The organism is Candidatus Pedobacter colombiensis, assembly GCA_029202485.1.
In the GTDB taxonomy this organism is placed as follows: Bacteria; Bacteroidota; Bacteroidia; order Sphingobacteriales; family Sphingobacteriaceae; genus Pedobacter; species Pedobacter colombiensis.
Genome location: CP119313.1, coordinates 2,032,381 through 2,057,775, shown reverse-complemented (window position 1 = coordinate 2,057,775; position 25,395 = coordinate 2,032,381). Strand labels below are relative to the sequence as shown.

Genomic DNA, 25,395 nt, shown 5'->3' with positions numbered 1-25,395 from the left:
ACCATCGCTAAACTTTTATTTTATTTTTATGAATTGTTAAAAACAATTCCTTATAGACACTATAATCGGAAGGAAAATATAATAGGACTTGCAAGCTCTTCTTTATACCATTAACCATATACCCTTTGGAAAATGAAATAACAGCTTGTTCAAGTACCAAATCTATTTCAATTTTTTTCTTCCATTTTTTTGTCATTGACCTTAAAAAAGATAAATCATTTAATTCGACAACTGATTTCGAATCAAATAAATTGTTAATCAGCTTATCCATGAGTTTCTTTTGTCGGCTACCCCAGTAATGTAAAATAAATTTTTCGGCAGGTCTTATTTCTGTTCTTTTTTGCAAGATTAATGAAAAGGCAAGTTGCTCACTAACAAACCATTGAGAATTAGCATAAAAAGCATCAGTCAATTCATAGACTTCAGGCATATAACTAGCAAAATCCCTAGTTAGGCCCAAAACCCCAGAATTCCAGCTATAATCATATTTATTAAATTTCTCAAGAACCCCTCCTATCATAAAACTGCGATCAGAGATATAATTAATAAACGCCTGCGGATAATGCCCCTGATTAAATGAATTAAAAAAGCTGAGTCCCTCTTCAAAATTATACTCTCTCTTATGCATAAAGCTCTTGCCAGTACAAAATCCGGTTAACAAACCATCAATCTCATGTATAAAAAAGGTATCCGAATCTACAAATAATAAGTCTTCGTCAGGAAAGCGTTGAAAAGTTAAATCTATTACATTAACCTTTCTCCTGTGAATATAACGAGCTTCTCCTGACATTTCTTCTAACATTTCCGTTGTTAAAACAATATACTCAATCTCGAATTTTTTCAAATAGAGATGAAAGAATCTAGTGCTATCAGTATAAATTAAAACTCTAATTCCCTTCTTTCTAGTTTCCATAGACCAGGAAAAATAACTTAGAACACAAAATATTGCCCTATAATATTCTGATTGCCGACCATACGAGAGTAATACTAAGTTCTTGTCTATCACATTAAAAACCTTTTAATGATCTTATCAGCAACTATTATTAACTCTGAAATTAATCGCTCGTTGGACTGTTGATCATATTTGAAAATATAATAGGGATTTATACCTTCTACAAAAAATAGTTTTTAAAAATAAGAAGAAATAGTCAGAATAATAAATTATAATTTTACTGCTCCCCCATTCTCCTTTTCCAAATGTACTCTAAAAAGATTCGTTCAGGATATCAAAGTCACGAACACGTGTGGAATATTTTACCCAATATTTTACCCAATACATTCCTCACCTCAAATAAACAGGCAATAACTTTAGTGATACACTAGGCTTTATTCGTGATAAAAACCCAAAATAAAGCTACTTATGTAATCGTAATGTCATAATAAAAATTAAGATACAAAATAAATACACGCACAAAATACGGGAAAAACATTCCCCATTTATTCAAAATCGCACTTTTCTTAAAATTTAAGATTAAAAATGGAGTATTGGCCATAAAATGCAACAGACTGATTTTATGCTACTTTTACATCATATTCGTTTTACAAGGGATAATAAGTAAAAAGAAAGTATATTTATGAAAAAAATAACAAAGATGCATTACATCTTGTGTATAGCTATTTTAGCTTTAGCTGCATGTAAAAAACAACCGCTCGTTGAACCTGAGCAAACAAAGCCGGGAATAGAGACCCCTGTAATACCTCCTACCCAACCAGATCCAAATCCCAATCCGGGTACCCCTTCGTTTAGTAAAACCTATGAGGTGGGCACAGGTTCTGGAAACTTGACAATTGATGGCAGTACATTTACAATTAGCGGAGCTACTCTTTTTAAAATTAAAGCAGGAAATTACTCAACAATAACCGTTAAAAATTTCGTACAAGATGACGCTAATCCTGTTTATGTTAAAAATAATGGACTAGTTGAAATCACTAGTGGTCAGTCTTTATTTTCAAATCTTAGAAATGTTGTGTTTTCTGGTGATGGAACTCCTGGAATAGATAAGGGATTTTTATTTAGAGACATTAGTTATCGAGCAATTAAGCTTGATGAAAATGCCCCGATAAATAAATTCACCATTCAATACGTTTCTTTTAGGAACATAGGGAATAACGTAATAAACCTAAGTAAAAATGATGTATATGATGGAACATCAAAATCATATGCAGAAAGTTTAAAATTTTTACACTTAGATTGCGACAATACAGGTGGACTACTTTCTGTAGATGGTTCAATCTCCTCTGGTCGACCAACAGGATTGGTTAAAAATATTGAAATAGCTTATGTTAATTTTAAAAACGCACCTAGTGTAGGAACTATTGTTTACATGGGTAATGCTGAAAATTATGATATCCATCATAATATAGTTACTAATATTAATACTCAAACTGACATCCATAATGGCATATTTATGATGAAGGGCAATGGAAGATTCCATGATAATCATGTGAGTAACCACCAAGGTAATAGCATTCGGGCATGGGGTTTTTCAATAGGTACAGTACCTAAAGATATTTTAATTTACAATAATATAATAGTAAACTCCCGCAAATATTCAGGCTTTGAAGTTCAATCATTTGATGATTATATCATTCCTGGAGTTAGCACCTATACTAATGCAAAAGTCTTCAACAATACATGCGGCAATTTAAACCTAAGTAGAGATTGGCAGGGTAATGTTGTAGATGTTTATAGCTTAAAAGGAGGAACTTGTGACGTATATAATAATTTAGCTTTCAATTTACTTAACTCACCTTCCGGGCCAGGAAACATTGCAGGACAAGAATCTGGTTTAACCCCTACAGTATCTAACAATCTCTACTTTAACACCTCAAAAGAGGCAGGGATTCTAGATGAGAATACTATGAAGCTTTCAAGTACTTCGCCTGCGAAAGGCAAAGGTAAACATGAAGCTTTGTCAACAGTTGATTTTTATGGAAATGTTAGAGCAAACTCACCTTCAATTGGTGCGGTTGAATAAAGTTTATATTTATATATAAAAAAACAGGGAGAAGTTAAATAAACTTTCTCCCTGTTTTTTTATATATACCATTTTATTTTTACGGATCTGGATAACAATAATAATTTCAAATTGATCTAATTCAAACTTTGTTAAGCTGTATAGTAATAAATGATCTATATTAGCCACAGCTTTGGAGTTCCTAACATAACCAGATTAACTCGAATAAAACATTAACGATAGATTTAAAGAATGAGTAACCAAAAAAATGCTATCAATGGCGCCAAATGGACCACAACGGCTACAATAATAACAGTTTTGTTTGCTTTTTTTCAGTTGGCAATTATTGCCCGAGTTTTAAAATCCTCAGCTTTTGGCTTAGTAGCCATGAGTACTATAACAATAAACTTCTTCCATATTTTTGCAAATCTTGGTTTTACAAATTCTATTATTTCCAAACAGGAAACAAATAAAAAAATACTTTCAACTATTTTTTATTCCAGTCTTAGTTTAGGTTTTATACTACTGATATTGGTTAATTTATTTTCACATCTGATAGCTGACTATTTTAATGAACCTAGGCTAATTCATATCATAAGAATATCCTCGATCAATTTCCCTCTGATATATGCAGGACAGATATATAACATTCTTTTACAAAAAGAACTTAGATTTAAGAGCCTGGCTATAATCGATGTTTCTTCTAGCTTGGTTGGCACTATTGTAACTACTTCCCTGGCCTACAATAATTATGAGGAGCTCTCATTAATATATGGTGAAGTATTTTATACTGCATTTAAGCTCATACTTTTTGTTACCATTGGTACCAAGCTTTTTAATCCAATTTTATATTTTAATTTAAAAGATATAAAAGATCACTTAAGATTCGGCGTGTATAATTTAGGAGAAGGAATATTATCTTATGCAGGAGGTAATTCAGAGAGCATAATTATTGGAAAAATAATCGGTGCAAAAGCTCTCGGATTATATACTATAGCTTATCAATTAGCTGTATATCCTATTGTAAGACTTAACCCAATAATTATGCAGGTAACCTATCCTATAATGGCAAAAATCAAAGATGTAGCAAGTTTAAAAAGGGCCTATATTAAAATTATTGACTTTATTACTTATTGCAATTTCCCATTATTAGCGGGGCTTTTTATCACTTCTACAAGCGTGGTACCATTGGTTTATGGGAAAGGCTGGATCGATACTATTCCACTAGTAAAAGTTATCGTATTCGTTAGCCTTCTTAAGTGTATAACAGCACCAATTTCATCATTAGCATTTACGAGAGGGAAACCAAATTTAATTTTTTATTTGAACCTTGTTATTTTAATTATTAAACTACCAATACTTTATTTCTTTTCAACTTCATTTGGTTTAATTGGTGTTGCTTATGCTAATTTGCTAACTACTACTATAGAAACTATTCTGACCTCCTTTTTAGCGAAATATTTGATTGGAAACTACTTCAAAGAATTTTTTACTAATATTTATAAACCTATTTTACTCTGCTTAATTATGGTTGTAGTAATTGCAGTTTATCAACATTTTATAATCAGCACCAATTTATTTCATACCATTATTCAAATAGCAATAGGCGGATCAATTTATTTAGGACTTACATTAAAGTATAAACTTTCATTAAGTGAAATTTTAGAACTTAAAAAATCACTTTAGTTTCGATATTACGTAAAAACTAATTTTCCTGTTCTATATTTGTTTATATTAGTTGAATAAAATCAAAAACTCCAAATTAATGCAAAAAATTGATCCCATTGTTATTGTTTGTGTTTGTGACGATCATTATGCCATTTTACTTACCGCTTTAATTAAATCTATTGAACTAAATCATCTTAGCAATGAGAAACTTGAGTTCTTCATTGTCGAGGACAAGATAACAGAAGCGAATAAAGTAAAAATCATCAACTCTATTAATACTCAAAACATTAGCATCCACTGGCTTCCTATGAAAGATTGTCTGCCAGAAAATACAAGGATCCCACTGGATAAAAGCAGTTTACCTCTCAATATATACACCAGACTGTTTATACCTTATTTTATTCCTAGTACCTTTAAAAAAGTAATCTTCCTAGACGTTGATATGATTGTATTGGAAGATATAAGTAAATTATGGCTAATTGACCTTGATTCAAATATTGTAGCAGCAGTTCAAGATCAATTTATTCAAATAGTTAGCAAATGGGGAGGAATTAGTAATTATGAGCAGTTAGGAATTGAGCCCGACAATAAATATTTTAATGCCGGATTGATGGTTATTGATATTAAGAAATGGCAAAAGTCAGATATTACAAATAAAGTAATTGATTGTATATTTGACAATAGCTCTTTAGCTCAATTTCAAGATCAGTATGGATTAAATGCAATTCTAGCTAAAGAATGGAAGGAACTAGATCCTTTATGGAATCGCTTTGCTTATTCTGAAGATAAAACCCCCTTTCTAATTCATTTTACGGGAAGAAAACCTATTTACAAATCTTATAAATACAGTGAGGCTTATAAAGCCATATTTTTTGAGTATTTAAATCAAACTGAATGGAAAGGTTTTAAACCAATTAGCGAGACAAAAAGATATCTTAAAAAGACAAGTAATATTCTAGAGAAATTTAGGAAAAAAATAAGCTAAGTAATCTATCAATCACAATTCACCTGATTTTAATTTTTCAAAAGCAAAATTACAAGCCCTAGCTGTTAAGGCCATATAAGTTAATGATGGGTTCTGACATCCAGAAGATGCCATAGAACTACCATCCGTAACAAAAACATTTTTCACGCTATGTATTTGATTGAATCGATTCAATATTGATGTTTTAACATCAAGTCCCATTCTAGCAGTGCCCATTTCATGGACTGTTGATCCACCAGGCTTATTATAGTTAAACGAACTCGCCTTAAACCCTGCATTTTCAAGCATTTCCAGAGATGTCTCTTGTATATCCTTCATCATTTTGTTTTCGTTATCTCTAAATGAGAAATCAATTTTAACAAGAGGTAGCCCCCACTGATCCTTTTGTTCACTATCAAGAGAGATTTGGTTGTCAAAATAAGGCAAACATTCTCCCCATCCGGCCATCCACACAGTCCAATTTCCTGGAGTGATTAGTTGTGTCTTAAAATCCTTACCAAAACCACCAATATTTATTCTATCCGAATATCCTTGACGTTCACCACCTCCTTGTATATTGTATCCTCTTTTAAAATCATTTTTTTCTTTTTCACTTAGATTTCTATATCTTGGAATTAAAAAACCACAAGGTCTTCTACCCTTATAATAACTATCCAAAAAACCTTCATGAACACCAGATGCTCCTGCAGAGGAATGATGATCCATTAAATTATGGCCTAGCTGTCCACTGTCATTACCTAACCCATTAGGAAAACGATCTGATTTTGAGTTCAAAAGGATTGATGTTGTAGGGATAGTTGAAGCATTTACAAAAATTATTTTGGAAAAAAACTCCACTGTTTCATGGGTGTTTGTATCAATGACACGCACTCCATCAGCTTTTTGTAGCTGATCATTATAAATAATCTCTGTTACAATAGAAAAAGGTCTTAATGTAAGACTTCCAGTTGCAAAAGCAGTTGGAATAGTTGAACTATTACTACTAAAATAACCACCAAAAGGGCAACCTCTGGTACATAAGTTCCGATTCATGCACGGTCCCCGATTATCCCAGCCCTTTGTTAAATTGGCCACTCTAGCTATAGTCAACAACCTGTTTTGTTCATTTTTTTTTATAGATGCAGCTAAATGGTTCTCAATACAGTTTAATTGCATTGGTGGTAAAAAAATGCCGTCTGGCAAATGTGGTAAATTTTCTTTTTGTCCGCTAACCCCTATATAAGATTCAACATAATCATACCAAGGTGCTAAATCTTTATAACGTATTGGCCAGTCTACACCTACATTCTCCTTGAAATTAGCTTCAAAATCTAAATCGCTTAAGCGATAACATTGCCTACCCCACAATAAGGATTTCCCCCCCACTTGATACCCCCTGAACCAATTAAACGGTTTCTCCTGTATATAAGGATGCTCTTTATCTCTTACATAAAAATGTTTATCTCCTGCATAATAAGCTTTACTTTGTACTGGATCTTCCTCCCCATCTTTTCTAGTATTTTGCATTCTAAATTCAAAATCCCAAGGATTAAGATTAGCTGTTGGATAATCTTTTATATGTTGAACATCTCTGCCACGCTCTAGTAATAGTGTTTTCAGTCCCTTTTTACATAATTCCATTGCAGCCCAACCTCCACTAATACCTGAACCAATTACAATTGCATCATACGTATTCTGCTTTTTTGATTTATTATTAATGTTCATAAAGTTCTGTTTATTTTGTAGCCCAGGATTTTTGATGAGGCTGGATTGAAATACAAGCTTCGTAATTCCCCGGTATGTAATCATACGCCAGTCCTTTTGTAGCACCTATTTCTGAGGTACAGTACCCCACGATTACGAATTCTTTTAATTGAGCAAAAAAAGATCTTCCAAACAGTCTATTTCTAACCTTATTTAAGATATGATAAGAATATACATCTCTATTTTCAAAATGCTTTAAAATTTTATTTTTATTCATAATACTACAATCTAAAAAGGAGGATTTATAATTTTCTATACTATAATCTTCTAAATCCTGAAGTCCAGAAATAAAATTATTTTGTTCATGAATATCCAAACAATACAAAACAGTTTGTAATATAAAATCTGCAACATTAGCATCTTTAGCCCCTGGCGCTTCTGTTCTGGGAATAATCATTTCGGATAACTCTTCGATTAATCTCCTTTGGGTTGTTAAAAAAAACAAATCCGTTCTTTTCCTAAAACTACTCCATTTAAAAATAGAAAATGTAGAAGTACCTAATATACCTACTGCCAAAATACTCTTTATAGTAGTTCTCCTATTCATTGTCTTTAATCAGAATTAAAGATAGGCAAGAATTTGGAATAATAATCAATTACAATGCATTTAGTGAAGTACTCCCGGTTTGCTGGACAGCTATAGGTCAAACTTAAGATTATTTAGGACACTTTTTTATTATTTTGATAGAATACCTCATTTGGCGTAAGATCGTCCATTGACCGATGCCTTCGTTCATTGTTATAAAATTCCACATACCGTTTTATACCCTGGAATAATTCCATACCACCGTTAGGTGGGTTAAGATAAATATACTCCTGTTTCAAAGATCTCCAGAATCGCTCAATGAACACATTATCCAAGGCTCTTCCCTTGCCATCCATAGATATACTTACATTACTGTCTTTAAGTGCTTTAGTGAAGATCGGACTGGTGAACTGTGAGCCTTGATCCGTATTAAATATACCAGGTGTACCATGTTCTTCAATGGTTTCAAGCAGTACATCTCTGCACCATTCTACGGTCATGGTATTTGAAATGCTCCATCCGACAATCTTTCGGCTGTACACATCAATAATGGCAAACATATACATGAAGCCTCTGAACATGGGAATATAAGTGATATCAGCCTGCCAAACCTGGCCCGGCCGATCTATTTTCAAGCCTTTCAGCAAATATGGATATTTATGGTGTGCCGCATTAGCCTTGCTCAGGTTCTTTTTAGGATAAATTGTCCGCAGGTTCATCACACGATAAAGACGACGTATACGCTTGTTATTCACATGACATCCCAAATCTTTGTTAAGATACGCAGTCATCCGGTCCACGCCGTAAAACGGGCAGTCAAGAAACTTACGGTCAATCAAATTCATTATCGACTGGTTGAACAGCGACTCGCCTTTAGGCTTGAAATAATAGCAGCTGCGCTGCAAGTTCAGTAGCTTGCACTGACTGGCAATACTCAGCGCCTGGTGCTCCGGGGAAATAAGGCTACGCCTTTCAATCATACTCATTTCCCCAAGACTTTTTTTAGGAAATCAACCTGGATCTGAAGTTCGCCAATCTTGGAGTACAGTTCCTTCTCTTTAGATTCTTCCTTTTCATCTGGTTTCTCTGAACCAAACACCGTATCGGCTTTCTCAAGAAATTCACGCTTCCACGCGGTGATCTGTGTGGGATGGAGACTGTATTTGGACGCAAGTTCTTGCATGGTACTACTTTCCTTAATTGCTTCAAGCACCACTTTGGTCTTGAAAACAGAACTGAATTTTCTACGCTCTTTTTTCATTTTCAACTGTTAAATTTATGAATTTAATCAGCTGTCCAATATTTGGGGAGTATTATATAGAATACTAATTAAGACATATTAAATTTACAAAAAAGTTTTCTCCAAAAACGAATTGACTTATATATTGATAATTTAATTCATGCATTATGAATATTAGCTAACTAGGATTTTTCAGTTTTTATTATGTAATTTGTACTTCTTTGATATATAAAATACATGAATTTATTTAGCAATCCAAAATGGATTAATAATTTTGATTTTAGTTATAATAAACTGGAAGAAGTACCTCAACAAGTATTCGATACAATAAACAGTGATTTAGATCGAATTATTGGGGAATCCCCTCTTGTAACGGTCTTAATATCTGCTTGGAATGAAGAAATTAATATTTTAAAGTGTATTGCGAGTCTTTCTAAAACAGAATTTGAGTTTCCGATAGAGATTATAGTTGTAAACAATAATTCAAAAGATAAAACTCAAGAAACAATCGATAAGCTACATATAAAAGGTCTTTTTGAAAAAAAACAAGGATGCGGTCCTGCTAGGCAATTTGGTCAAGAAAATGCAAGGGGAAAATATATTCTATTAGCGGATGCAGACTGCTTCTATCCATCTTGTTGGGTAAGTGAAATGACAAAAATTTTGCAAAAAAATGGTGTAGCATGTATTTATGGCCGCTATTCCTTTATTAGTGAGCCTCTTTTTCCAAGATGGAAACTTTTTATTCTAGAAAGAATGAAGGATATAATTTCTGAATTTAGACAATTAAATAGGCCCTATTTTAATGCTTATGGATTAAGTATGGGATACGTTAAAGAATTAGGTCTAAAAATTGGCTTTATTGAAACCAATTTTTGGGGTGACGATGGACAATTGTGCCTCGGCCTCATGAAATATGGAAAAATCAAGCAGGTACGTAGCAATAAGGCGAGAGTTTGGACAGGACCGAGAACATTACAAAGAGATGGAAGCCTATCAAATGCATTTTCCGTACGCATCAAAAAAGAATTAAAACGCTTTTTCAAAAATTTCAATTCTAAATTACCAGAAGATGCAATTCACGAGTCGAAAAAAACAACTATTCAATAACGTGCTGCTAAGTATTAGTCATTTAATGTTTCTTTTGATAAATTAATTTCAGAATGCTATCTCCAACTATAGGCCTATAGTGACTGTTTTCATAATAGTTAGTTTTTGATTCAGTAAATTGATTTTTCCCGGAAAAATCATATAAGTTTGTGCCAAATATTTTTGTTAGAATTCTTTTATCTACAGGGGAAAATTTTATTTGTTCATAAAGTGGGCTTAAAATTATTTTATAATTTGTTTTATGCTTTTTCAATATCATGGCAATTTCATTCAACATTAAAGTATGAACATTTTTAATTCTATTGACGGAATCTGTCTTTTCACCCGATCTAGTATAAAAAACATCTTTTTTATCTAAATAATAGTGCTTAGGATTATTATTGATTTCAATCTCACGATCTAAAAATATCAACTGATTGCTAATTGTATCATATTTTATCCTTTTATTCTCAATCACTCCGGCCATAAAAGGTCTATAAGTACCTGTAAGTTTATAAAAATAGAAATCAAAAATAAATTTGGGATTCACATAGGCTTTGAAAAACTCATTTTGAAAATCAAACCTACTTTCACGGGTTACAACTGGGTGTTTGATATAAAGATGGCCTGATGAGTTACCAGTTTCAATAAAAGTAGCATCCCTGCAAATGATTATTAAAGCATTGTCTATATTTACATGTACCGAATCTAAATATCTTAATTTAGTATAAATACCATAAATAGATTCTTTAGAGGCATCGAATAAAAATGGTACATCATCTTTAGAAAGATATTCTTTCCACGATGAAGGTTTATATCCTATTGTCCTTGAACTTCCAAAAATGAAAGAATTATAGTGATACTTCTTATAATTCTTTATAAACATTTCTGTGGAAACATAATCCCTATTAGGAATCACAAATGGATAGGAGTAATCATTATAAGTATTAATAACTTTAAATGGATCGAAATATAAATATCCACAAAACACTATTAAAAACGGGATGGAAGTAAATAGGATAAAGGCAAATAACTGCTTAATAAACTTTTCCATAAATTAAAATTGGAAGTAAATAAATTGTTGTTCTCCTCCTGAAAAAGAAAATATAATAATTATAAGCACCAAATAAAATGCCCACCTATATAATCTATTTCTCTTTATACCAAAAGAAGCAATTGCATATTGCTGTTCTCTCCCAAGCCACTCTATAATCATAAAAAGTAATATTAAAAGAAATAAAGAATAGGGCTCAACTTTTGGCGCTGAGAAAATAGTTGGAGAAAATATGCCATAAATATAACTTACTGCATGATTTAAATCCTGTGCTCTGAAAAATATCCATGCAATAAGCGTTAAACTAAAAGTAAAAAGCATAGTGATAGCTTCTTTCATGGATGGTAAATATTTTCCTTGTGCAACAATATCAAGATTCTTTCTATTTGTTTCAAATAGGATTGAAGGCATAATAAATAGTGCATTTAAAAAGCCCCATATAATAAATGTCCAATTAGCACCATGCCAGAACCCACTCACAAGAAATATAATAAATGTATTACGTACTTTCATCCACGTTCCCCCTTTGCTACCTCCCAATGGGATATACAAATAATCCCTAAACCATGTAGAAAGAGAAATATGCCATCGTCTCCAGAATTCTGCTATATCTCTTGAAAAATATGGAAAAGCAAAATTCCTTAATAATTCTATTCCGAATAATCGAGCAGTTCCCAAAGCAATGTCAGAATATCCAGAAAAATCACAATAAATTTGAAAAGCAAAAAATATGGCTCCTAATACTAAGGTACTCCCAGAAAACTCTGAAGAATTATTAAAAATCATATTCGCATAATTTGCACATCCATCTGCTATAACGATCTTTTTAAACAAGCCCCATAGGATTTGTCTTAAGCCATCCACAGCTTTTGAGTAATCAAATTTTCTTTCTTTCTGAATTTGAGGCAAAAGATGTGTTGCTCTTTCAATCGGACCAGCAACGAGTAAAGGAAAAAAACTGACAAATAAAGAATAGTCGATAAAATCCCTTTCTGGCTTGATCCTTTTTTTATAAATATCTATCACATAAGACAAACCATGAAATGTATAAAAAGAAATACCTATTGGCAAAATTACCTTTAATGTCCACGGATCAACATTAAAACCCAAATTCGAGACTCCTTCTGCAAAAGATCTAGCAAAAAAATTATAATATTTAAATAGCCCCAAAAAGCCCAAATTTATACCAATACTAATCCACAGCCATATTTTTTTCTGGATTTTATTTGAAGATCCAGAAATTTTCAGTCCGGTAAAATAGTCCAGAAAAGTTGAAAATAGAAGCAAAAACAAAAAGCGATAATCCCAACATGCATAAAAGAAATAGCTAGAAACCAGAAGTAATATATTTTGAGTCCTTAACTTCCCTCTGGCAACAAACCAATAAAGAGAAAATACAATGGGCAAAAAAATAGCAAAACTAATGGAATTAAAAAGCATTATTACTAATTATAGAATTATAAACTTGTTCTATTTGTTTTGTCATTTTTGATACATTGAAGTCATCCAATATGGTTTTACCAGCATTTTCACCGATCTTCATCCTAAAGCCTGCATCCTTTACCAATAAGATCAATGCCTCTGCTAACTCTTCAGGATTCTGAACAGGAACAAGTATTCCATTCTCCATACTTCTTATGACTTCTTTTGCACCATCAATCGCAGTAACAACTACCGCTTTATTCATTGCCATTGCTTCTAACATACCAATTGGCAGCCCTTCCCAAAGGGAAGGTAAACAATAGATATCTACTGCATTTAAAATATTAGGTACATCTTGACGAAAGTCCATAAATATTATCCTGGAATAAACATTCAATTGCTTTGCCAATTTTATTGCATCTATTTTCAACTCCCCATCACCAACAAATAAAAACTTGACATCTAAATTATCTGGTATTAATGCAATTGCCTTTATTAAAGTTAACGGATCCTTCTGCTTGGTCATTCTTACTACGTAACCTACCAAAACGGTCCCCTCATCTACACCTAATTCCTTCCTTATATCCTCGAAGGCATTTTCCGGATTAAATTTTTCAAGATTTATACCATATTTAATAACTTTTGTCCTATTCATTGTGAACTCCTTACGAGCATCATTCAGGTTATTATCCGATACGCATATAGTTAAGTTTGCTCTATTTACAAGATATTTTTCTCCTAGTATCCTTAGATTTCTTAAAAAAAATCCCTGATCCGGATGAAATGACCACCCATGAACTGTATAAACTACAGGGATACCTAATTGCTTAGCACTGTTATAGGTATTAGAATTTGCCCTGGTACCATGTGCATGAACAATATCGATATTTTCTGCTTCTAAAATTTCTTTTACCTTACACCATTTTGTAAAATCAAAAGGTCGTTCAGTTTCTATAACATATGTTTTTATCCCTATTGATTTCATCTTATCTACCATAGGACCATGTGTAAATGATAATACTATGCTTTCGTAACCATCTTTATTTAGTTCCTGAACAAGATCTATAACATGGGATTCACCTCCGCCGATTTTACCTTGCCGGATAGTTTGCAATATTTTGATTTTTTTATTTTTATCCATTTCTAGTGAGGTGTTCTACTAAGGTTTTATATCTTCAATTTTAGATTGGTATTCATGTTTTGTAGCTACTGATAGCATATTGGCTTTATTAGCTTTTAGTAAAGCTAATAACTGATAATATATAAATTTGGGTGCATTTTTTAATGATTTATAAATCCTTTCATCAGCCTGAAAATAATTCAAAGCATTAAAAAAAATAAAAACAAAAAGTCCGCTACCTGCGATCCATCCAATAAGCAGTTCTGGAAAAATAAAAATATCTAAAAGACAAAATATACCACATAACATTAGAAGCAAAAACAAGGGGGGACGCAAAAGCATCAAACTAAAAAGAAACTGATTTAAGTTTCTCTTGCCTAAAGATGTTAAATTCATTTTAAGACCAAGAACAAAAAATTTAAACCATGTATTGATCCATCTGGCCCTTTGTTTAACTAGCTGGTCTGATTTTGCCGTTTTTTCATCATAAACTATTGCCTTTTCAGCAAGAGCAATAGTCAATCTTCTCTTGAGGAGCTCATACTGTAAAATTTTATCAAAACCGGCGCCACTAATTTGCAAATCTGCTAAACATGCTTTATAAATAGCAGTAGTAAAAGCCATTCCAGAACCAGCTAAAGATGCAGAGGATCCAGCCTCAAATAATAGTTTTCTATCAATAAACCTATAATAAATATCGCCGGCTTCGTCAAGACAAGCATACTGAGTATTTAAATTTTTAGCTTTTCGTACCCCTTGAACAGCATAAAATCCTTGATCGAATAATTTATTTAGTTCGTTTAGATATTCTACACACACTAAATTATCGCTATCAATAATTGTAAGTCTTTCATGCGCTCTTTTAAAATTGTCTATTGCATAAAAATGAGACTTAACATTACTCGCTAGTGTAGTTTCGGGTCTTAACAGGATTACCCGTGGATCAGAGAACAATAGTGCAGATACATCACAATTATCAGCTACAACATAAATTAAGTAATTGGTATAATTAACACCAAGTAAAGAATTGACTACAGATTGAATCAGATCGGTTTGTTCATATGCTGTAACAATTACTGCATAATCAGCCTGATATCCAGAAGAAATACCAGTATCTTTCTTAAGACCTTTAAATAAGCAAATGAAATATAAAATAAAAGGATATACCAGATAAAAGCAGATTGCACATTGCAAAATGATAAATAAAAAAAGGAACCAATTTATAGAGACATAAATAATCATCGTATAATTTACAAAACTTTAAGCATTTTCTTGATTTCCATAGACATTACTTTCACACTTTCAGGCCAGGTATGAGTTAGGGCAAACGCTTTCCTTTTGTCTTTCAAAATTTCATCATCTTCTTCTAAGGCAACTTTAATTAACGAAATATAATCAAGTGACGTTTCGGCTAGGTATACAAAGTCAGCAAAAAAATCCATTGTTGTCGTCTTGGTTGCAACAACAGCCTTTCCCATAGCTAAATACTCGTCTATTTTCCTTGGGTAATTACCAATTGTAATTTGGTTTATTAATTGAGGGTTAATACACACGTCAAATGAATTAATATAAGCTGGCAGGTCATTAACCGGTTTTAGACCAATAAAAATAACATTTTCTGATTGATGTAATTTACTGGATTTAAATTGATCATCTTCCGGACCAACCAGCACTATATAACATTCAGGAAAACTATCTGAAATACGCTCGATAACCTGAATGTCCAATCGTTCACTATTGAGCGAACCTACATACCCTATTGTCTTTCTTTCAAGATTTTTTAAATCCTCAGGAACCTTAGTTCTAATATTAACAAAATCTTCAACATCACAGCCCTGCCCGACATTAAATGAATTTTGATTAAATTTCCTGCAATACTCAGCAAGATATTCTGAATTGCTAAAACATAAATCACTTTTCGCAATTAAACGTGCCTCTAGTTTTACGCCATGTTTTTTCCAGTAGTCAACACCTATCATATAATCTCTGGAATAATAAATACTTAGCTCAGGCTTCAAAAATTCCTTCAGATAAAATCCTTTAAACATCTCATTATCATTAAATAAAATGAAATTTTTAAAATTGAGTTGCTTAAGTGCCTTTTTTATCGATGAAGAAAATTTTAAATTATTAAATCGGTTTATCAGATTAAACAAAAAATGACTATTTAACCAATTAATAGATTCGACTATACAATCAGGGTAATAATTCCATAAATTATCTTTAATCTGAATCAAACCATTCTCCCTTCCATTAATTACATCGATTCTCCTTTTAATTTTTTGATCATTTCGATCTCTGACAAGTGTAATTCTATCTAATGGAGAATTTATATACAATACTCTATTGGTTTTACTTAACTCGAGGGCAATATCCTTACAATTACTACCAATTTCAGTATCCCATGGCTGTTGGCTAATAATTATTATATCATTTTCAAAATCCATTTATAAAATTCTAGACATCATATTCAAGATTAGTATCTTTTAAAATAGAGACTGTAATTAAAAAGTATATATCTGTATATATATCTAATAAAATTGATATATAAATTATCTCTTTTTCTCCATGAGGTTCTTTCATGGATCATTGTACTAGGCTCTGAAGAAGTATTAATCTGCTCAAAAACAGATTTAAACTCATCAAATAATAACCCTTTACCTTTCTTCTGTAAAAAAGATACCATCATATCAAACTCCGTTTTCTCTGGATTTTTCATCTCTGAGTACCGACCGAATTTTTGAAAAAAATTACTGCGCCTTAAATGTGGATGATCACTATATAATGGAAATTTATCTAAATTACCTGACAACTGATTAAAAATCATTTCTGAAAAACCATTCTTATATGCTTTTTTATTGGGATATTCCAAATAAGAATAGAATCTCACTGTATCATAATATTTATCTTCTTCCAGTATGTTAACTGCATCTCTTAAAGGAATTTCACAACCAGGTAATGGTATGAAATCTTCCTGAACGTACAAAGTATATGGAGACTTCACTATGCTCTGACCCTTATTAATGTTATTTCCTAACCCACAATTTTTCTGTGTAGTAATTAATGTAAATTTAAAACGCGTCTTTAAACTTTCAATAAATGCTAAATGTTCAGCTTTACTTCCATCATCGGACACCACAATTTCATAAAAGGAACAATTAACCTTATCAAAATTTTTCAGCAACCGTTCCAGCGATTTACTTCTGTTATAATGTGTTACCAATAAAGTGACATTCTCAAAATGATTAGCTTTAATTGTCATATATTTAAAATTATATCTTGTCCCATTTTTGAGAAATAGCGTTGTATTGCTTTATCACCTTAGCAGGATTTCCTACTGCAATCGAAAATTCCGGGATATTTTTAGTTACCACACTTCCTGCACCAATTATACAATGTTTACCAAGTGTAACACCAGCTGTAATGACACTATTTGCTCCTATCCATACGTCATCAGCAATTGTTATTTGTTTACAATTGATCTTTTGTTTAGATGGAGAAATAGTAACATCTTCATAACCATGATTTAAGCCTGAAATCACAATATTTTGGGCCAACATTACATCATTGCCGATCTGAACGGGTCCAATAATTACGTTTGATATCCCAATTATAGTTCTGCTGCCAATTAGAACGTTCCCTACCCCATTATTAACTATTGAAAAATCTTCAATTACCGAACGCTCCCCTAAAACAAATTCATTAAACGGAAAAACATCCAATCTAGCTCTTCTTCTAATTATGCACCCCTTTCCCCGCTTATGTTTAAATGGATTCAAAAAGACTCTAACCCATAACCTTGGCTTATGCTCATTTGAAGGGATTAAAAACGCTAGAGCTATTTTTTTTAATCTAGGATTGGACTTTATTTTTGAAATGATCGACATTCTATTGAATTACACTAATTAATTTTTAATATTTAGATCGAATTTATATTAGTTAATTCTAGTTTCGTCGCTCTTTTTCATAGCCTTTAATCCATTCATAAAACCTAAAATAAAACACAGTAAAGCAGGGATTCCAAATATTTCGTAAGGCATCTTAAGCAGTGATTAATTTATTATCTTTAATTTGACGATCTAGCTTTGGCATCTTGTATATCAGAACCCAAGACATATAGATAACAATTGAAGATGGTATAGTATTTATAACTTCATTTCCATAGCTACAGAATAAAATCCCTGCAATTCCCGAAGTTATGGCAATTGCTTTAACTCTTAGTGCCTCATCTTCAATTTCCCAAACTATACCACAACATTTACCAAGTATATACATCATCATCCCAAACCAAATTACAAAACCAACAATTCCCATCATAGCCCAAATCTTCACCCAATAACTATCTGGTTGTACAGTTGAAAGAAATTTATCAGAATTATATTTCATGCCATAATAACCAAGTACCCCTAAGCCTCCACCAAGAGGTCGTGAGCTCATATACTCACTTAAAATTCTTTGGGAATTAATTCTGACATTAAGAGACGGATCATTAGGGTTTAAGGCCGATCTAAATCTATAAATATTATAATTACCATTTCCTATATAAGTAAATTTAAGAAAACAGATAAAGCATATTGCTAAAATACCTCCAATAATCAGAACTTTAAATTTTTTACTCAATAATATTGCAAAAAAAGCTCCCATAATAAGCGCAAAGAATGCTCCCCTAGTTCCAGATATGAGCATACCATAAAACATTAATCCTGATGCTATCCATAAGAATATTTTCACTTTTTTACTGAATGGACCTAAAGCTAGAATTAATGCTAATAATCCAAAATGAGCCTGAGAAGCACCAAATTGGGCAGCTTCAGAATAAAATGAAAACACTCGTAAACGACCCCAAAGCATATGGGTAACAGCTCCACCATTATCCAAAAACCTTTGATCACCAGCTGAAAGTCCAAAATACAATTGTTTTATTCCATATAGTCCCGCGAGAGTAGATAAACCCACTGTAATGAAAAGAAACTTGTCAAGATCTTTATTATTTTTTAAAACCAGGAGAGAAAGTGTAACTACTAAAAATGGGATCAAAGCCACCGGCACTATTTCTCTCAACCAACCATCTATACTTGCTCCTGCAGGGTTAACTACTTCTAAAATACAAATAATCAGCCAAGCTAGAACTATATAAAACAAGTCACTTCTAAGCCCTTCCCAATCTTGCATTGTAGGTTTAAAAGCAGCAAGAATTAGCCCTAAAACCGGCAGCACCAAAATTATGATATCTACAGGTAAATCTAAGCCAAATTGTCTGGTAATTATCCTTACAATAAAGCCAAAAAAAAGTATCAAAAATAATATCGATCTAGAGTTCATAAATACTCACTAAACAATATCTCCATTCTTATATTCACTAAGCTTAATTTTATTTAATACCCATCCTATAAATCCAGGTTGTTTTCTAAGAATATTTATAAAATCCATTTTACTATCTGTTAATGATTTACCTGATTCAAAGACCGCTATATTTTTTTCAGTAAAGGACAACCACTCTTTGGCTATATTAATATCCCGTAAGCTATTAACATCTATAATAACCAAATCAAACTCATCCTTCAAAACTTTAAATCCAGTGTACAGACTTTTTTCATTCTGAATCTCCAATAAAGAGGCACTTTCATTATTTTTATTCAAAATTGTGATTAGATCTTCTGCTACTACTTCCCTCTTAACAAGAAATGATTCAAAATTTTGACTCATTGTTAATGCTTTTGAGTTAGATTTATCGCCTGTTATTGGTTCTTCTCCAATCAATAAAACCTTCTTTCCTATCATGGCAAAGGAATATGCCAAATTATATGCTACCATTGTTTTTCCTTCTCCATCAGACAAACTGGTTATGCCTAAAATTTTACTGGCATCCTCATTCATTTTATTACTGATTTCAAAACGGAGAGATCTTAATAGATTTTTATATGCGGCATAATCAGGATTCCCTTTATCTTTCCATATATTCCTAATACTTCTATCAGAACTAGCAATAAAACTTAAATTACCAACCACATTTAATTTAGTCATTGCTGCAAGCTGTGAGGCTGAATTTATAGATTGATCTAGTAAAGACATGCCCGCAATAACCATCAAACAAAGTAACAAGCTTCCAAAAGCCGAAATAATTAAATATAATATCTTTTTTGAAGGTAATGGGAAACCCGGCAAACCATACTCTTCGATGTTTAGCTTTAAGCCAATATTTTGATCAGTTTTGTTTTGATTATATCGCGTTAAAGCTTCAGTATATTCTTTCGTGGCCAAATCAGCATCACGCATATAATTCTGTATACCTGCATCAAAAGGAACCATAGCATAATACTTACTTTTAGCTTCTGCCAACTCTTTATCTATTGAGTTTACACTACCAGTCAATTGCGCTAAAGTTGTTTCCAATGTATACTTTTGTTGCAGCAAATTTTGTCTTGACACTTGAGGATCAACAATATACCTATCTGAATTTGATGTCGTTAAAGCGTCTTTGACGGCTACCAACGAATCCACTTTTTTCTTATCAGAAAGTTTAAATCCACCATCTACATACCTTCTATTAGCCAATTCAATCTGGCTATTGATTTTAACAATCTCACCATTGTCACGAACAACATTCCCGCCCATATCAGGATCTCTACTACTCAATTTATTATTTATCGCACCAATTGTATTCCGTGTTGATTGGATATCTCTAATAACCTGAGCCTTTCTATCTTCCGCCTGGGTAATCTGTTGATATACCAATTCTGATTGTTTATCAATATTCAGCACACCATTACGCATTTTAAAATCCTTTAAAGCAGCATTTTTTGCATTCATTGTGTCTTCCTTCTTCTTCAGATCGGCATTCAACATTTCAATAGAGTTATGTTGGTTGAAGCCAACTTCTGAACTAAAGTTCTTGATAAACTCAGTGGCTAATGTATTTACTAAAAAAGCAGACAAATATGGATTTTCCGAAGTATAACTGATATCAATAAAATCACTATTATCTACGTGTTTTACCTCAATATTTTCACCCAAAACATATTCACCATACCCCATTGAATTAACTATATCAAACAATCTATATTTACCACTTTTGTCGGCTAGTGTCAAAAGCGACTTACTCGCAAGTTTCTCTTGAAATAACTTGATAACCTCTAATCTGTCTGCATGATTCAATGAATCAACTTTTTTACTGTACTTTCTAAAACTTTTTGCTGGGTCGGAAAGATCATGAATAATCAAATTATAAGAAAGAATATTAAGCATCTTCTTCATCTTTAATTTTTCCATGATATTACTGAACTGCTGACTTATCTTAAAAAAGTCGGTATTTTGTTCCGTAATCACCTGCTTGGATTGATCTAATAATCCCGTTGATAGCTTTACTTGAGCATTATATTCATTAGGTAAATTTCTTACCAAAAAATATGTAATAGTAACAGCTATAACTGGAACAAGAATGACTAACCATTTATATTTGAATAAAAGTTTTAAGAACTTTTTAATATCCATGACTATTTAATTTCTTCTAATTTCTTTCCTATGATCTGCTCCAAAGCATCCTTCGCTTTTAAAAAATTCACTTCAGATTGAATTTGACCTGCACTAACCGCTGATTGGGCAACTCTTGATTGATTATACACATCTAAAGTAATCTCACCCTTCTCAAATTTATTTCTCAAACTCTCTCCCATGCTCTTATTATCCAACACTACCTGAGAGTTTAACTTCAACTCACTTAAAGCTCTGACATAATCGTAATATTTACTCTTAACTTCATTCACTAAAGCTTCATCATACTCTTTTGCTTCCAGCTGAGCAATTTTATAGTCAATTTTAGCTTTTTTAATTAAATAAGGCTTCTGCAATAACGTTCCAAGATTTACGCTTACTCCAAATTGAAAGCCATTTACAGTATATGGATTATTAATATCTATAGCAGCCTGATTATTAGGGCGGTAATAATATGATGCATTAAATATATCCAAATAGCCCAATGTTGTTATAGGTACATCAGCTTTTGCTTTAACAATTTGTAATCCCATAATCTCTCTTCGAGGATTAGCTTTAGCTGCCTGAATATATTTTCCTAAGAGATTAGTGTCAATTTGATTCAAGATTGATCCCTGGGCAAAGGATTTAGAACTACCTAAGCAAAGCAATGCTACGAGTGTTAACAATAAGTTTTTCATTTATTTAATATTTAGATGAGCAATTTTATTTACAATTAAGTTGATTTAAGGTTAGTATTGAACGTAATCTATTTTTATCACATTCATTTCATTTGAAGTATCTTCAAGTTAGTCATTAGATTTAAATTAGTCCATTGTCATTTAATTTAAAATTGCAAAAAATAGTTTTTATTTATTTATCAAAAGAGATTGTATTATCTATAACTTTTCTTTTCAAGATAATATAATTATCCGAAATAAATGACTCTTTTGGATCAAAAAAAGAGCTTTTAGTTCCTGTCACCTCTTGGATCACATTAAAAAAATTATCAGTCATACCCGGTGTATTTTTATTTTTAATTAAATCTTTAACAAGATCCGGATTCTTAAGGATATAATTTTGGGACAAATAAACCATAAAAGGAATTGTAGACATTCCTCTTTTATAATTACCTGAAGAATGCCCATAACCCAGCTCATCCCCGTGATCCGAAAAATAAAAAACAACATCTACGTTATTTTCCTTTGAAATTTTCATAAGATTGCTGACAACCCAATCATTATATAATATTGAATTCAAATACAAATTCCTGCTTAAAGGTTCTTTGGTTTTAAAAAAGTTAAAACGCTCCGGATATCTATCTTCATAATTAACATGATTCCCCATTAGATGCACAAAATAAATTTGTTTTTTACTATCGGAATTGCTGGAAATAAGACTCTTAAATGGTTCCAGTAATTCACCATCAAAAAAGGTACCTTGCGGCGCACCATCATCTCCTACATTCTTTTTAAAAGCGGTAAAATACACGCTATCGGCTGCTGAAGAAATCACTGAAATTGGGGTAGAAAACTTACCCAAAGGTGCTTGATTAGAAATCCAATAGGATTTATACCCTGCCTTATTGAAAAAATCGACAACACTGATACTCTTTTCAAATGGGATCGGATGTTGATTAGTAGAATTGGTCAGAACCTTTTTTAAAGATGGAACAGTAGTTACATCTGGAGAAATTACATCATTAAACACAAACAATCTATCTCTAGTAGAGTCGGAAGCTAGTTTAGACAGAGAAGGGGTGGTATTCCGCTCATACCCATACAACCCCATATAAGATCGATTTAACGATTCGCCAATGATAACTACAACTTTAGTAGCTTGGTTTGGTTCCGTTTGAATATTAAAATTGGTAGCTACCAATCCTTCTGCTCTAGCCTTTACTAACTTTTCCAATTTTCTCTTTTGATATAAGTACGACATAAATTCCGCAGAAAGAGCACCTGTAGGACCAGATAGGCTGGAGGTCAAAAAAGATATAATAAAAAGAAAAATTAAACTTCTACTTATTTTTATTGAATTATCAGGCTTTCTAAAGAAAAACAAAAAGAAAGTTCCTATTAGAAAAATGATTAAGATTAAAACATGTAAAAAAGAAAAATTGGCTACGATATATTCCTTTACTTCCTGAATATTTGAAATAAAAATGGTACTAATTAATTCCTGAGTTAATTTAGACTTTTGTGTGAGAAAAATAAGAATAGGTATAATATTAAAAGAACTAATTATAAAAGCAATAATAAAAACAATCCTGGCTCTAAGATATTTAGAGTTTAAAAAAATAATACCGGTATAAAGAAAGCATAGGGTGGAAAATAAAAAGGCACCAAATCTTAATACCTGAGGCACTAAAAACCAACTCACAAAATACATTAATAGAATAAAAACAAGGGAAACACTCTGTTTTCTGACAACAAACTCGTTATAAATTGCAGTTTTCAGGCTAAAAAAGACTAAAACCCCACAAAACATCCAATATATATATAGAAATTCTGAAGGATAATAATATTGATAAGTAGCTATTACTCCAAATAAGAAACAGAATAGAAAAATGATTATTGAAAGTAAATTTCGTTTTATGGCTATCATAAATAAGTATTTCGTTTCTTTTAAACTCTCTCCTTCTGTATTAAGGCTGGTATTGTTTTAATAATGATCTTCAAATCCAGCAAAATCGAATAATTTGCGGCGTAATAGTTATCTAACTCTTTCCGTTCCGTCTCCGACATATCTTTCTTTCCTCTTTTACTAATCTGCCATAAACCTGTTAACCCTGCTGGCCCCAGGAATCTGGTAGACCACTCATTAGTTGTCAATTGCTCTGCTTCATATAAGGGAAGAGGTCTATTGCCAACCAATGACATATCACCTATTAGAACATTGATCAATTGTGGTAATTCATCGATACTAGTTCTTCTTAAAAAGGTACCTAACTTTGTAATCCTCGGATCATCCTTAAATTTAACAAATGCGGCCTTACCATTTTTCTTATTTGACTCATTCGAGTATTGATTTAACTCTGCAATCGACGCAATCATTTGATCTGCATCACACCTCATAGATCTGAACTTATAAAAGTTAAAAATCTTATAACCAGCTCCAACCCTTTTACTTTTATAAATCACCTCACCTTTAGATTCCAATCTGATCAAAATAGCAACGACAATAAACAAAGGACTCAAACAAAATAAAGCACAACCTGAAGCGATCACATCAAAAACCCTTTTAGTTAAAGGCGTCTGATACTCCACATCCATTTGCTTGGAAAGTTCTAGAAGCTTTGGCTTAATCAACTTAAACTTTATCAGAAAATTGAGGCGTTCATAAAAATCCTCAATTGGAAATGGATAAGTGTAATAATCATTTACTTTTAATTTCAAGGCTTTACTACGCCATTCCTTATCCTCTTTAATTCCTAATAGAACTATAACCAGCCCATGAAGAAGTGGATTGTTCTTAATATAACTTACCTGACCAAAACAATCCTTATTGTCGTCTACCTCTATTAAAATTATATCAGGTAAACTTAATAACGATCTATTATCCAAATAGCTTCTAAAATCATCTGGGTCATCTAAATGCTCAATGTTAAAATTCGAATCAAAATCTTCGAAAATTACACTCTTGAGTAGTTTACCGAAATATACAATTTTCGCATTTATCTCAGGCCGATTAATAGTAGTTGTAATCATCATGTGAGAAGTTCTGTTATATGAGATTTCAAAATTGTAGGATTAAATGGTTTCTCCAGGAAACGATCGATTTTAAAATGCATATCTCTCACTTTATCCTCTAAATCATCTGCGCCAGATAATAATATAACCGGTGTGTTTCTATAAAAGCCACTTATTTTAAGGTTCTTAATCAATGACTCCCCATCAAAATAAGGCATCATTAAGTCAGATATGATCAAATCCGGATCATTCCCCTCTTCTAGCCAGGCAATCGCCTCTATACCACTTGTTCTTATAATCAATGTATATTCAGAAGATAAAATAAAATTCAACAATTTAAGTATGCTTGGTTCATCATCAACAACTAATATTATCTTTTTACTGCCGTCTTTACTCTCCATGGTATATTAAGCGATTTAATTTGTCTGC

The 25,395-nt window shown here is 32.0% G+C and carries 22 protein-coding genes; 4 read left to right on the top strand and 18 right to left on the bottom strand.

Annotation, left to right across the window (positions count from 1 at the left end):
• Positions 1 to 7: 7 nt before the first annotated feature.
• Positions 8 to 913, bottom strand: a complete 906-nt coding sequence (locus P0Y49_08680; GenBank protein WEK21215.1) for a hypothetical protein — start codon at positions 911 to 913, stop codon at positions 8 to 10.
• Positions 914 to 1,574: 661 nt separating this feature from the next.
• Here P0Y49_08680 and P0Y49_08675 point away from each other — a divergent pair.
• From P0Y49_08675 to P0Y49_08665, 3 genes are all read left to right on the top strand, one after another.
• The gene (locus tag P0Y49_08675; protein ID WEK21214.1) at positions 1,575 to 2,978 is read left to right on the top strand and encodes a hypothetical protein; all 1,404 of its coding nucleotides are present in this window, start codon (positions 1,575 to 1,577) and stop codon (positions 2,976 to 2,978) included.
• 231 nt (positions 2,979 to 3,209) lie between these two features.
• Positions 3,210 to 4,643, top strand: a complete 1,434-nt coding sequence (locus P0Y49_08670; protein ID WEK21213.1) for an MOP flippase family protein — start codon at positions 3,210 to 3,212, stop codon at positions 4,641 to 4,643.
• 79 nt (positions 4,644 to 4,722) lie between these two features.
• Positions 4,723 to 5,610 (top strand): glycosyltransferase family 8 protein, encoded by an 888-nt coding sequence (locus P0Y49_08665; GenBank protein ID WEK21212.1) that lies wholly within the window; start codon positions 4,723 to 4,725, stop codon positions 5,608 to 5,610.
• Positions 5,611 to 5,622: 12 nt separating this feature from the next.
• Here P0Y49_08665 and P0Y49_08660 read toward each other — a convergent pair whose 3' ends face one another.
• From P0Y49_08660 to P0Y49_08645, 4 genes are all read right to left on the bottom strand, one after another.
• A complete protein-coding gene (locus tag P0Y49_08660) occupies positions 5,623 to 7,314 on the bottom strand; it encodes a GMC family oxidoreductase (protein WEK21211.1) in 1,692 nt (563 codons plus the stop codon).
• Between the two features lie 10 nt (positions 7,315 to 7,324).
• Positions 7,325 to 7,900: a gluconate 2-dehydrogenase subunit 3 family protein gene (locus tag P0Y49_08655; GenBank protein ID WEK21210.1), complete on the bottom strand. Its 576-nt coding sequence runs from the start codon at positions 7,898 to 7,900 to the stop codon at positions 7,325 to 7,327.
• Positions 7,901 to 8,013: 113 nt separating this feature from the next.
• A complete protein-coding gene (locus P0Y49_08650) occupies positions 8,014 to 8,865 on the bottom strand; it encodes an IS3 family transposase (GenBank protein ID WEK21209.1) in 852 nt (283 codons plus the stop codon).
• On the bottom strand, positions 8,862 to 9,140 hold the full coding sequence (locus P0Y49_08645) for a transposase (protein WEK21208.1): 279 nt from the start codon (positions 9,138 to 9,140) through the stop codon (positions 8,862 to 8,864). Before P0Y49_08645 ends, P0Y49_08650 begins: the two co-directional genes overlap by 4 nt.
• A 216-nt stretch (positions 9,141 to 9,356) precedes the next feature.
• Here P0Y49_08645 and P0Y49_08640 point away from each other — a divergent pair, with 216 nt between their 5' ends.
• Entirely contained in the window at positions 9,357 to 10,229 is an 873-nt protein-coding gene (locus tag P0Y49_08640) for a glycosyltransferase family 2 protein (GenBank protein WEK21207.1), read from the top strand.
• Positions 10,230 to 10,251: 22 nt separating this feature from the next.
• On the opposite strand, the gene P0Y49_08635 is transcribed toward P0Y49_08640, so the two are convergent.
• The 13 genes from P0Y49_08635 to P0Y49_08575 all read right to left on the bottom strand — a co-directional run bounded on the left by P0Y49_08635 (position 10,252) and on the right by P0Y49_08575 (position 25,367).
• On the bottom strand, positions 10,252 to 11,262 hold the full coding sequence (locus P0Y49_08635; protein WEK21206.1) for a hypothetical protein: 1,011 nt from the start codon (positions 11,260 to 11,262) through the stop codon (positions 10,252 to 10,254).
• 3 nt (positions 11,263 to 11,265) lie between these two features.
• Positions 11,266 to 12,702, bottom strand: coding sequence for an MBOAT family protein (locus P0Y49_08630; GenBank protein WEK21205.1), 1,437 nt, complete (start codon positions 12,700 to 12,702; stop codon positions 11,266 to 11,268).
• Positions 12,692 to 13,825: a glycosyltransferase family 4 protein gene (locus P0Y49_08625; GenBank protein ID WEK21204.1), complete on the bottom strand. Its 1,134-nt coding sequence runs from the start codon at positions 13,823 to 13,825 to the stop codon at positions 12,692 to 12,694. The genes P0Y49_08630 and P0Y49_08625 overlap by 11 nt, the downstream gene beginning before the upstream one ends.
• An 18-nt stretch (positions 13,826 to 13,843) precedes the next feature.
• Entirely contained in the window at positions 13,844 to 15,046 is a 1,203-nt protein-coding gene (locus P0Y49_08620; protein WEK21203.1) for a glycosyltransferase, read from the bottom strand.
• Between the two features lie 8 nt (positions 15,047 to 15,054).
• On the bottom strand, positions 15,055 to 16,251 hold the full coding sequence (locus P0Y49_08615; protein ID WEK21202.1) for a glycosyltransferase: 1,197 nt from the start codon (positions 16,249 to 16,251) through the stop codon (positions 15,055 to 15,057).
• A 29-nt stretch (positions 16,252 to 16,280) separates the two neighbouring features.
• Positions 16,281 to 17,066 (bottom strand): glycosyltransferase, encoded by a 786-nt coding sequence (locus P0Y49_08610; protein WEK21201.1) that lies wholly within the window; start codon positions 17,064 to 17,066, stop codon positions 16,281 to 16,283.
• Positions 17,067 to 17,076: 10 nt separating this feature from the next.
• A complete protein-coding gene (locus P0Y49_08605; protein WEK21200.1) occupies positions 17,077 to 17,691 on the bottom strand; it encodes an acyltransferase in 615 nt (204 codons plus the stop codon).
• Positions 17,692 to 17,845: 154 nt separating this feature from the next.
• On the bottom strand, positions 17,846 to 19,126 hold the full coding sequence (locus P0Y49_08600; GenBank protein ID WEK21199.1) for an O-antigen ligase family protein: 1,281 nt from the start codon (positions 19,124 to 19,126) through the stop codon (positions 17,846 to 17,848).
• A gap of 9 nt (positions 19,127 to 19,135) precedes the next feature.
• Positions 19,136 to 21,295 (bottom strand): lipopolysaccharide biosynthesis protein, encoded by a 2,160-nt coding sequence (locus tag P0Y49_08595; GenBank protein ID WEK21198.1) that lies wholly within the window; start codon positions 21,293 to 21,295, stop codon positions 19,136 to 19,138.
• A gap of 2 nt (positions 21,296 to 21,297) precedes the next feature.
• A complete protein-coding gene (locus P0Y49_08590) occupies positions 21,298 to 21,975 on the bottom strand; it encodes a TolC family protein (protein WEK21197.1) in 678 nt (225 codons plus the stop codon).
• Between the two features lie 172 nt (positions 21,976 to 22,147).
• On the bottom strand, positions 22,148 to 23,881 hold the full coding sequence (locus P0Y49_08585; GenBank protein WEK21196.1) for a sulfatase-like hydrolase/transferase: 1,734 nt from the start codon (positions 23,879 to 23,881) through the stop codon (positions 22,148 to 22,150).
• Positions 23,882 to 23,901: 20 nt separating this feature from the next.
• A complete protein-coding gene (locus tag P0Y49_08580) occupies positions 23,902 to 24,987 on the bottom strand; it encodes a sugar transferase (protein WEK21195.1) in 1,086 nt (361 codons plus the stop codon).
• Positions 24,984 to 25,367 (bottom strand): response regulator, encoded by a 384-nt coding sequence (locus P0Y49_08575; GenBank protein ID WEK21194.1) that lies wholly within the window; start codon positions 25,365 to 25,367, stop codon positions 24,984 to 24,986. The genes P0Y49_08580 and P0Y49_08575 overlap by 4 nt, the downstream gene beginning before the upstream one ends.
• Positions 25,368 to 25,395: the final 28 nt, after the last annotated feature.

Coding starts and splice junctions, on each gene's coding strand:
- P0Y49_08675 (WEK21214.1), top strand. CDS start 1,575: ATGAAAAAAATAACAAAGATGCATTACATCTTGTGTATAGCTATTTTA.
- P0Y49_08640 (WEK21207.1), top strand. CDS start 9,357: ATGAATTTATTTAGCAATCCAAAATGGATTAATAATTTTGATTTTAGT.
- P0Y49_08625 (WEK21204.1), bottom strand. CDS start 13,825: ATGGATAAAAATAAAAAAATCAAAATATTGCAAACTATCCGGCAAGGT.
- P0Y49_08615 (WEK21202.1), bottom strand. CDS start 16,251: ATGGATTTTGAAAATGATATAATAATTATTAGCCAACAGCCATGGGAT.
- P0Y49_08610 (WEK21201.1), bottom strand. CDS start 17,066: ATGACAATTAAAGCTAATCATTTTGAGAATGTCACTTTATTGGTAACA.
- P0Y49_08645 (WEK21208.1), bottom strand. CDS start 9,140: ATGAAAAAAGAGCGTAGAAAATTCAGTTCTGTTTTCAAGACCAAAGTG.
- P0Y49_08660 (WEK21211.1), bottom strand. CDS start 7,314: ATGAACATTAATAATAAATCAAAAAAGCAGAATACGTATGATGCAATT.
- P0Y49_08600 (WEK21199.1), bottom strand. CDS start 19,126: ATGAACTCTAGATCGATATTATTTTTGATACTTTTTTTTGGCTTTATT.
- P0Y49_08635 (WEK21206.1), bottom strand. CDS start 11,262: ATGGAAAAGTTTATTAAGCAGTTATTTGCCTTTATCCTATTTACTTCC.
- P0Y49_08655 (WEK21210.1), bottom strand. CDS start 7,900: ATGAATAGGAGAACTACTATAAAGAGTATTTTGGCAGTAGGTATATTA.
- P0Y49_08650 (WEK21209.1), bottom strand. CDS start 8,865: ATGAGTATGATTGAAAGGCGTAGCCTTATTTCCCCGGAGCACCAGGCG.
- P0Y49_08585 (WEK21196.1), bottom strand. CDS start 23,881: ATGATAGCCATAAAACGAAATTTACTTTCAATAATCATTTTTCTATTC.
- P0Y49_08620 (WEK21203.1), bottom strand. CDS start 15,046: ATGATTATTTATGTCTCTATAAATTGGTTCCTTTTTTTATTTATCATT.
- P0Y49_08590 (WEK21197.1), bottom strand. CDS start 21,975: ATGAAAAACTTATTGTTAACACTCGTAGCATTGCTTTGCTTAGGTAGT.
- P0Y49_08665 (WEK21212.1), top strand. CDS start 4,723: ATGCAAAAAATTGATCCCATTGTTATTGTTTGTGTTTGTGACGATCAT.
- P0Y49_08680 (WEK21215.1), bottom strand. CDS start 913: ATGGAAACTAGAAAGAAGGGAATTAGAGTTTTAATTTATACTGATAGC.
- P0Y49_08575 (WEK21194.1), bottom strand. CDS start 25,367: ATGGAGAGTAAAGACGGCAGTAAAAAGATAATATTAGTTGTTGATGAT.
- P0Y49_08630 (WEK21205.1), bottom strand. CDS start 12,702: ATGCTTTTTAATTCCATTAGTTTTGCTATTTTTTTGCCCATTGTATTT.
- P0Y49_08670 (WEK21213.1), top strand. CDS start 3,210: ATGAGTAACCAAAAAAATGCTATCAATGGCGCCAAATGGACCACAACG.
- P0Y49_08605 (WEK21200.1), bottom strand. CDS start 17,691: ATGTCGATCATTTCAAAAATAAAGTCCAATCCTAGATTAAAAAAAATA.
- P0Y49_08580 (WEK21195.1), bottom strand. CDS start 24,987: ATGATGATTACAACTACTATTAATCGGCCTGAGATAAATGCGAAAATT.
- P0Y49_08595 (WEK21198.1), bottom strand. CDS start 21,295: ATGGATATTAAAAAGTTCTTAAAACTTTTATTCAAATATAAATGGTTA.